The 6,627-nt window shown below is 69.1% G+C and carries 3 protein-coding genes; 2 read left to right on the forward strand and 1 reads right to left on the reverse strand.

The genetic code is table 11. The features are described 5' to 3' along the window. Positions 1-3,454, reverse strand: a 3,454-nt coding sequence (locus E2493_RS20765; protein ID WP_167737678.1) for a M10 family metallopeptidase C-terminal domain-containing protein, incomplete at its 3' end; no start/stop codon positions are given. Positions 3,455-3,878: 424 nt separating this feature from the next. On the opposite strand from E2493_RS20765, the gene E2493_RS20770 reads away from it, so the two are divergent. Together E2493_RS20770 and E2493_RS20775 are read left to right on the forward strand one after the other, a co-directional pair. Beyond that, positions 3,879-4,202, forward strand: a complete 324-nt coding sequence (locus E2493_RS20770) for a hypothetical protein (protein ID WP_135090669.1) — start codon at positions 3,879-3,881, stop codon at positions 4,200-4,202. Between the two features lie 96 nt (positions 4,203-4,298). Continuing rightward, positions 4,299-6,587, forward strand: a complete 2,289-nt coding sequence (locus tag E2493_RS20775; protein WP_135090670.1) for a bifunctional salicylyl-CoA 5-hydroxylase/oxidoreductase — start codon at positions 4,299-4,301, stop codon at positions 6,585-6,587. The last annotated feature ends 40 nt before the right edge of the window (positions 6,588-6,627 follow it).

Below are 6,627 nucleotides of genomic sequence, written 5' to 3' on the forward strand. Positions count from 1 at the left end.
CGCCGACCAGGCTGTCGTCGCCGTCGCCGCCGCGCAGGATGTCGTTGCCCTGGCCGCCGGACAGGAAGTCGCTGCCGGCGCCGCCCTCGAGCACGTCGGCGCTGCCGTCGTCCAGAGCGCCGGTCGTGCCGCCCAGCAGGGTGTCGTTACCGGCGCCGCCGATCAGGACATCGGCGCCGTTCCGGCCTTCCATCGTGTCGACCGCGGAGCCGCCGACCAGGCGGTTGGCGGCGGCGCTGCCGATCACAGTGTTGGCGAACGTCGCCGCGCCGACGAAGTTCTCGATGTTGGAGATCGTATCGGTGCCGCCCCAGGTGCCGGTGTTCTGCGCGGTGGCGAGGGCGAGGTTCATCGCGACCGTCGACGTCGAGGCCGAATAGTCCAGAGTGTCCGATCCTCCGGCGCCGTTGTAGACGTCGTTGCCGCGGCCTTCGAAGAAGACGTTGTCCCCGCCGTCGCCGGTGACGGCGTCGTTGCCCGTGCCGGTCAGCACGTTCTCGAAGCCGGAGATGGTCTTGCTGCCCCGGCCGGTCGCCTGGGCCGTGGTGGTGGCGAGGTTGACCGTCACCGCCGCCGAGCCGGCGCTGGCGAAGGAGATCGTGTCCACGCCGGCGCCGCCCTCGAGGACGTCGTCGCCGAGGCCGCCGTCGATCACGTTGCTGCCGGCGTCACCGGTGAGGGTGTCGGCATTCGCGCCGCCGAGCAGATTCTCGATGCTGCGCAGGGTGGCGACCGCCGCACCGCCGATCGTGGCGGTGGCATCGCCCGCGCCGTTCAGCGCCACCGTCACCGCGCCGAGGCCGGCGAAGGAGGCGGTGTCCGCGCCGGCCCCGCCGTCGAGCAGGTCGACGGCGCCGGCCGCGTTGGCGCCCGGGTTCAGCGTATCGTCGCCGGCGCCGCCGGAAACGACGTTAGCGCTGGCGTCGCCGGTCAGGCTGTCGGCGAACGCCGAGCCGGACAGGTTCTCGAACCCGCTGAGGGTGTCGGTGCCCGCATTGACGGTGTTCTGCGCCGAACCCTGGAGGGCGAGGCTGACAGCGACGCCGGCCGCGGCGCCCGCATAAGACGCGGTGTCGACGCCTGCGCCGCCGGCCAGGACGTCATTGCCCAGGCCGCCTTCGATCACGTTGTCGTTGCCGTCGCCGGTGAGCGTGTCGTTGAGACCCGAGCCGACCAGATTCTCGATGCCGCTGAGCGTGTCTGAACCGGCCGCAACCGTGTTCTGGGCGACCCCCTGGACGTTGAGATCGACCGTGACGCCGGTCGTCGAGCCGCCGCTGAAGGCGTTGACGAACGAAGCCGTGTCGTTGTCGCTGCCGCCGTTCAACAGGTCGTCGGCAAGGGTGCCGACGAGCAGGTCGTTGCCGGCGCCGCCGTCGAGCACGGCGCTGCTGGTGTTGTTGGCGCTGACCGTGGTGGTCACGGCCGCCGCACCCTGCAGCGAGATGTGGAGCTGATAGGTCTGGCCGGCGACCAGCGGCTGGGCCGCCGACGAGCCGGAGATCCAGCGCCCGACCCGGATGTAATAGGTGCCCGGGGTGGCGAAGGTGTAGGCGATATAGGCGTCGTCGTTGGTCGTGGTGCCGGGATCGCCGGGGCCGGTGTCGTTGCTGGCCAGGACCGTGCCCGTGCTGTTGACGAGCTCGATGATGTTGTCGCCGATCGTGCCGTTGCCGTCCATGTCGAACACGGCCTGGGCGCCCGCCTGGGTGACCTCGATCTTGTAATATTCGACCGCGCCGCCGGCCGCCGTGGCGTTGATCGTCGCGTGCGGGACCGAGGTCGAGTTGATGATGTTCGGGTTCGCGTCGACGTCGAAGGCACCGGCCGTCGCCACCGCGGTCGCGATGCTGCCGTTGTTGGTCGATTGCGCCTTGGTGATGTCGGCCTGCGACGGCGCCGAATAGGTCGTGGTGGTGGTGAAGCCGCCGCCGAACAGCCTGTCGTTGCCGGCGCCGCCCGACAGCGTGTCGGCCCCGCCGGTGCCGCCGTACAGCGAATTGTCCTGGCTGTTGCCGGTGATCGTGTCGCTGGCGCTGGTGCCGACGATGTTCTCGATGCTGCGCAGCGTGTCGGTCTCGCCGTCATGGCTGACGACGACATCGGCGCCGGTGTCGTTCAGCGTGACGTTGATGCCGGTGGTGTTGGTGAAGATCACCGTGTCGCTGCCGGCGCCGCCGTCGAGCACGTTGTTGGCGACGTTGCCGACGAAGACGTCGTTGCCGATGCCGCCCTTGGCGTTCTCGATCAGCGAGCGGCCGTCGTTGTTGTAGAGCAGCGACATCGCGACGTTGCCCGGCGCCAGCGCCGTCAGATTCTGGTAGGCTAGGTGGTTGGCGAGCTGGTCCTGGTCGAAGGTGGAGAACTGGCCCGGACGCAGATCGACGGTGACGCCGTCGGCATAGTTGCTGAGGTCGAGGGTATCGACGCCGCCCCCGTCCCAGATGGTCAGCAGGATCGTGTTGCCGGACGGCGCGCCCTGGCCGACGCCGTTGACGAACATCTCGCCCGTCGTCTCGCTCCAGGTGTAGACGGTGTCGCCCGCATTGGTGTTGTAATTAGCGCCGTACATGTACTGCAGCGCCGCCAGATCGTACTGCATGTACGTCTGCGGCTGGTTGACCTTCTCGCCGGCGAAGTTGCTGTTGGTGAACGGCGCCGGGGTATAGGTCATCAGCGACCAGGCCTGGCCGTCGTTGTCCGGAGTCAGCGACTGGGTGCCGCGGCGCGGCGAGGTGCCGAAATAGAAGGAAAGATCGGAGTTGGTGTAATCCTGGTGCCCGTGCTTCAGCCCCATGGTGTGGCCGATCTCGTGCATCATCGTGGCGTAGCCCCACGTGCCCTTATAGGCGAGATCGTAATAAGGCTGGCTGGTGCGGCCGAACCAGATGTCGCCCGCGACGCCGCGCGTGTCGGACGGGAAGCCGCCGTAGGCGGAGGTCACGTCATTGTCGCCGCTTTGCGAGATGCGGATGTTGGCGTGGACCGTGTCGGTCTCGGTGATCTCGGTGAAGGTCAGCCCGGTGGCCGCGGAAATCTGCGCGAAGGCCGCCCGCGCCGCCGCCTGCTGCTGAGCGCCGAGCTCCATGTGGTAGATGCTGACGCCGTTGCTGTCGAAGCCGGTGCCGTTGTAGTTGGAGCCCGATTTCGGGAAGCTGAAGGTCAGGTTCGTCGCGCCCCATTTGGCGCCGATCAGGATCGCGTCGACGTTGCGCTCGCCGGTAATCGAGCGGCTGCCGTCGGGGTTGGTGACCAGCGGCAGGAGCACGCCAATGCCGCCGCTCTCGGGATTGGCCTCGTTGAAGCCGCCCTTGGAGATCACGCCGTCGGTGCCGGCGTCCTGGAAGCCCTGGCAGGCTGCGCAGCCGCACCCTTCCACGAATGTGGTGTGCGCGATTTCCTCCAGCGGAACGAGGTTGCTCGCAGGCGCGTCAAAGCCGAGTTCGGTGCTCATTCGTGATCCCCCCATGTGATGAATTGCAAGGTCGAAGCCGCGCCGGAAAGTCTGGTCAAATATGCGCGCGAATCACCCCTATGCGATTGATTAACGGGAATTAACACTTTTGGATCGGACCTCCTAGCGGCCTTTTTGCCGCTAGTGACTCGTATCCTCGGTTCGCGTAGTTGGGGCTGTGTTCAGGCCCACGGAGCGCGCGATGATCCGCTTATTGCTGTCGTTTGCCGCGACGCTCGCCGCCTGCACCCCTTCGCCACAGGACAACGACATGCGCAGCCCGAGCCAGGCTCCAGAAACGTCCGCGCCGGAGACGCGCGCCGCGCCCGCCGGACAGGCTGCGGGTTCATCGAACGGGGCCCCGCAAAGCGCCGGCGACCGGGGCCAAGCCGCACAGGGGCCGATCCCGGAGCCGGTCCCCGTCGTGGACAACCCTCTCCCCGGCGCGACGGCCGACTCTCCCGCAGAGGCCGAGGGGCGCCGCACCCTGTCCACGGCGTTCGTGATGGTGGGCCCCGACGGCCGGCTGGCGGTGGAGCTGCGCGACGGACGCGTCCTCGTCCTTCGCAACGTCGTCATGCGGCCCAAAGATTATTGCGGCGAACAGGTGATCGGCGGCGCGGCCGGAAAACGATATTGCGGCGGATATGCCGAGGTCGCCGCGGCGCGGCCGGGCGCCGCGCCGACGCCCGACCTGCGGGCCCCCGCCCCGGCCGAGCCGGCGCGCACCCCCGCCGGACCGAAGTGACGCCCGCGCGACCGGCCCCGCGCTTCTCCGCGGCAGGGCGCCGCTTGCCAATCGTCCCCCGCACGCTCTAGCCTCCTCCGGAAAAGGGAGAGGGTGATGCGGATCGCATGCCTCGGCGGGGGACCGGCGGGGCTCTATTTCGCGATTTCGATGAAGCTGCGCGACCCGGCGCACGACATCGACCTGTACGAGCGCAACCGGCCCGACGACACGTTCGGCTGGGGCGTGGTCTTTTCCGACCAGACCGTCGACAATCTGATGGCGAACGATCCCGTCTCCGGCGCGACGATCCGGGATCGTTTCGCGCATTGGGACGATATCGAGGTCCATCTGCGCGGCGAGACCATCCGCTCGTCCGGCCACGGCTTCATCGGCATCGGCCGCAAGACCCTGCTCGGCATCCTCCAGGCGCGGGCGCGGGCGCTCGGCGTCCGCCTCCATTTCGAGCATGAGGCGGACGCGGACGAACTCGCCGGGCGCTACGATCTGGTCGTCGCCGCCGACGGCGCGAACAGCCGCGCCCGCACGGCGCACGCCGAGGCCTTCGGGGTCGACATCGAGGTCCGGCGCAACAGATTCTTCTGGTTCGGCACGCCGCGAGTCTTCGAAGCCTTCACCTTCGCCTTCGAAGAGACCGAGGCGGGCTGGGTGTGGGCGCACGCTTACCGCTTCGACGAGGGTCTCTCGACCTTCATCGTCGAGATGGCGCCGGAGACCTGGGCCGGCCTCGGGCTCGACGCAATGGACCAGCCGGCCGCGATCGCCTTGTGCGAGCGGATCTTCGCCAAATGGCTCGACGGCCAGCCGCTGCTGTCGAACGCAGGCCACCTGCCGGGGCCGAAAGCCTGGCTGAACTTCCGCCGGATCCGCTGCGCGCGCTGGACCCATCGCAACATCGTGCTGATCGGCGATGCGGCCCACACCGCCCATTTCTCGATCGGCTCCGGCACCAAGCTGGCGCTCGAGGATGCGATCAAGCTCGCCGAGGTGCTGAACCGCCCCGGCCTCCCGCGCGAGGCGGCGCTCGAGGAATATCAGGCCGAGCGCGACCTCGAGGTGCTGAAGCTGCAGAACAGCGCGCGCAACTCGACCGAATGGTTCGAGACGGTCGAGCGCTACCTCCGCTTCGAGCCGATCCAGTTCGCTTACTCCTTGCTCACCCGCTCCCAGCGCGTCAGCCACGAGAATCTGCGGCTGCGCGACCGGCCATGGCTCGAAGGCGTCGAGCGCTGGTTCCAGTCGCGGGCGCTCGGCGTGCCGGTCAACGATCCCGCCCCGCCGATGTTCGCGCCGTTCGCTTTGCGCGGCATGCGGCTGGAGAACCGCGTCGTCGTCTCGCCGATGGCGACCTATTCGGCGAAGGATGGGACGCCGGACGACTTCCATCTCGTCCATTACGGCGCGCGGGCCGAGGGCGGCGCCGGCCTGCTCTACACCGAGATGACCTGCGTCTTGGAGGAGGGGCGGATCACGCCCGGGTGCGCAGGGATGTACGCCCCCGAGCACGTCGCCGCCTGGCGGCGGATCGTCGATTTCGTGCACGGCCACAGCCGCGCGAAATTCTGCCTGCAGCTCGGCCACAGCGGCCCCAAGGGTTCCACAAGGGTCGGCTGGGAGGGCTATGACGTGCCGCTCGCCGAAGGCAATTGGCCGGTGATGGCCGCCTCGGACGTGCCGTGGAGCCCGGCCAACCAGCGGCCCCGGCCGATGACTCGCGCCGACATGGACGCGGTGCGCGATCAGTTCGTCGCGGCGACGCAAAGAGGGCTGGAGGCGGGCTTCGACATGATCGAGCTCCACGCCGCGCACGGCTATCTGCTGTCGAGCTTCATCACGCCGCTGACCAACCGGCGCAGCGACGAATATGGCGGCAGCCTGGAGAACCGGCTGCGCTTCCCGCTGGAGGTGTTCGCGGCGATGCGCGCCGCCTGGCCGGCCGACCGGCCGATGTCGGTGCGGATCTCCGCCAGCGACTGGATGGGAGACCAGGGCGTGACGCCTGCCGAGGCGGTCGAGATCGCCCGCGCCTTCGCCGCCGCCGGCGCCGACCTGATCGACGTCTCCGCCGGCCAGACCTGGGCGGAGAGCCGCCCGGTCTACGGCCGCATGTTCCAGACCCCGTTCGCCGACAGGATCCGCAACGAGGCGGGGCTGGCGACGATGGCGGTGGGCAACATCTACGAGCCCGACCACGTCAACTCGATCCTCGCCGCCGGCCGCGCCGACCTCGTCGCCCTCGCCCGCCCGCACCTGATCGACCCGATGTGGACGCTGCGCGCCGCCGCCGGGCATCTCTATCGCGGCGTCCACGTCCCGCCGCCCTATCGCGGCGGCATGGAGCAGCTCGCCCGCAATCTCGCCCGCGAGCAGGAGATGCGCGCGTGAGGGGACTCCCCTCACCCTCCCACCGCTTCGCGGCGGGCCC

It is taken from the genome of Sphingomonas parva (ex Maeng et al. 2020) (genome assembly GCF_004564275.1).
Taxonomy (GTDB): Bacteria; Pseudomonadota; Alphaproteobacteria; order Sphingomonadales; family Sphingomonadaceae; genus Allosphingosinicella; species Allosphingosinicella parva.

Bases quoted from the DNA above. Each gene is read 5' to 3' on its own strand.
- E2493_RS20775 (WP_135090670.1), top strand. From the start codon at position 4,299: ATGCGGATCGCATGCCTCGGCGGGGGACCGGCGGGGCTCTATTTCGCG.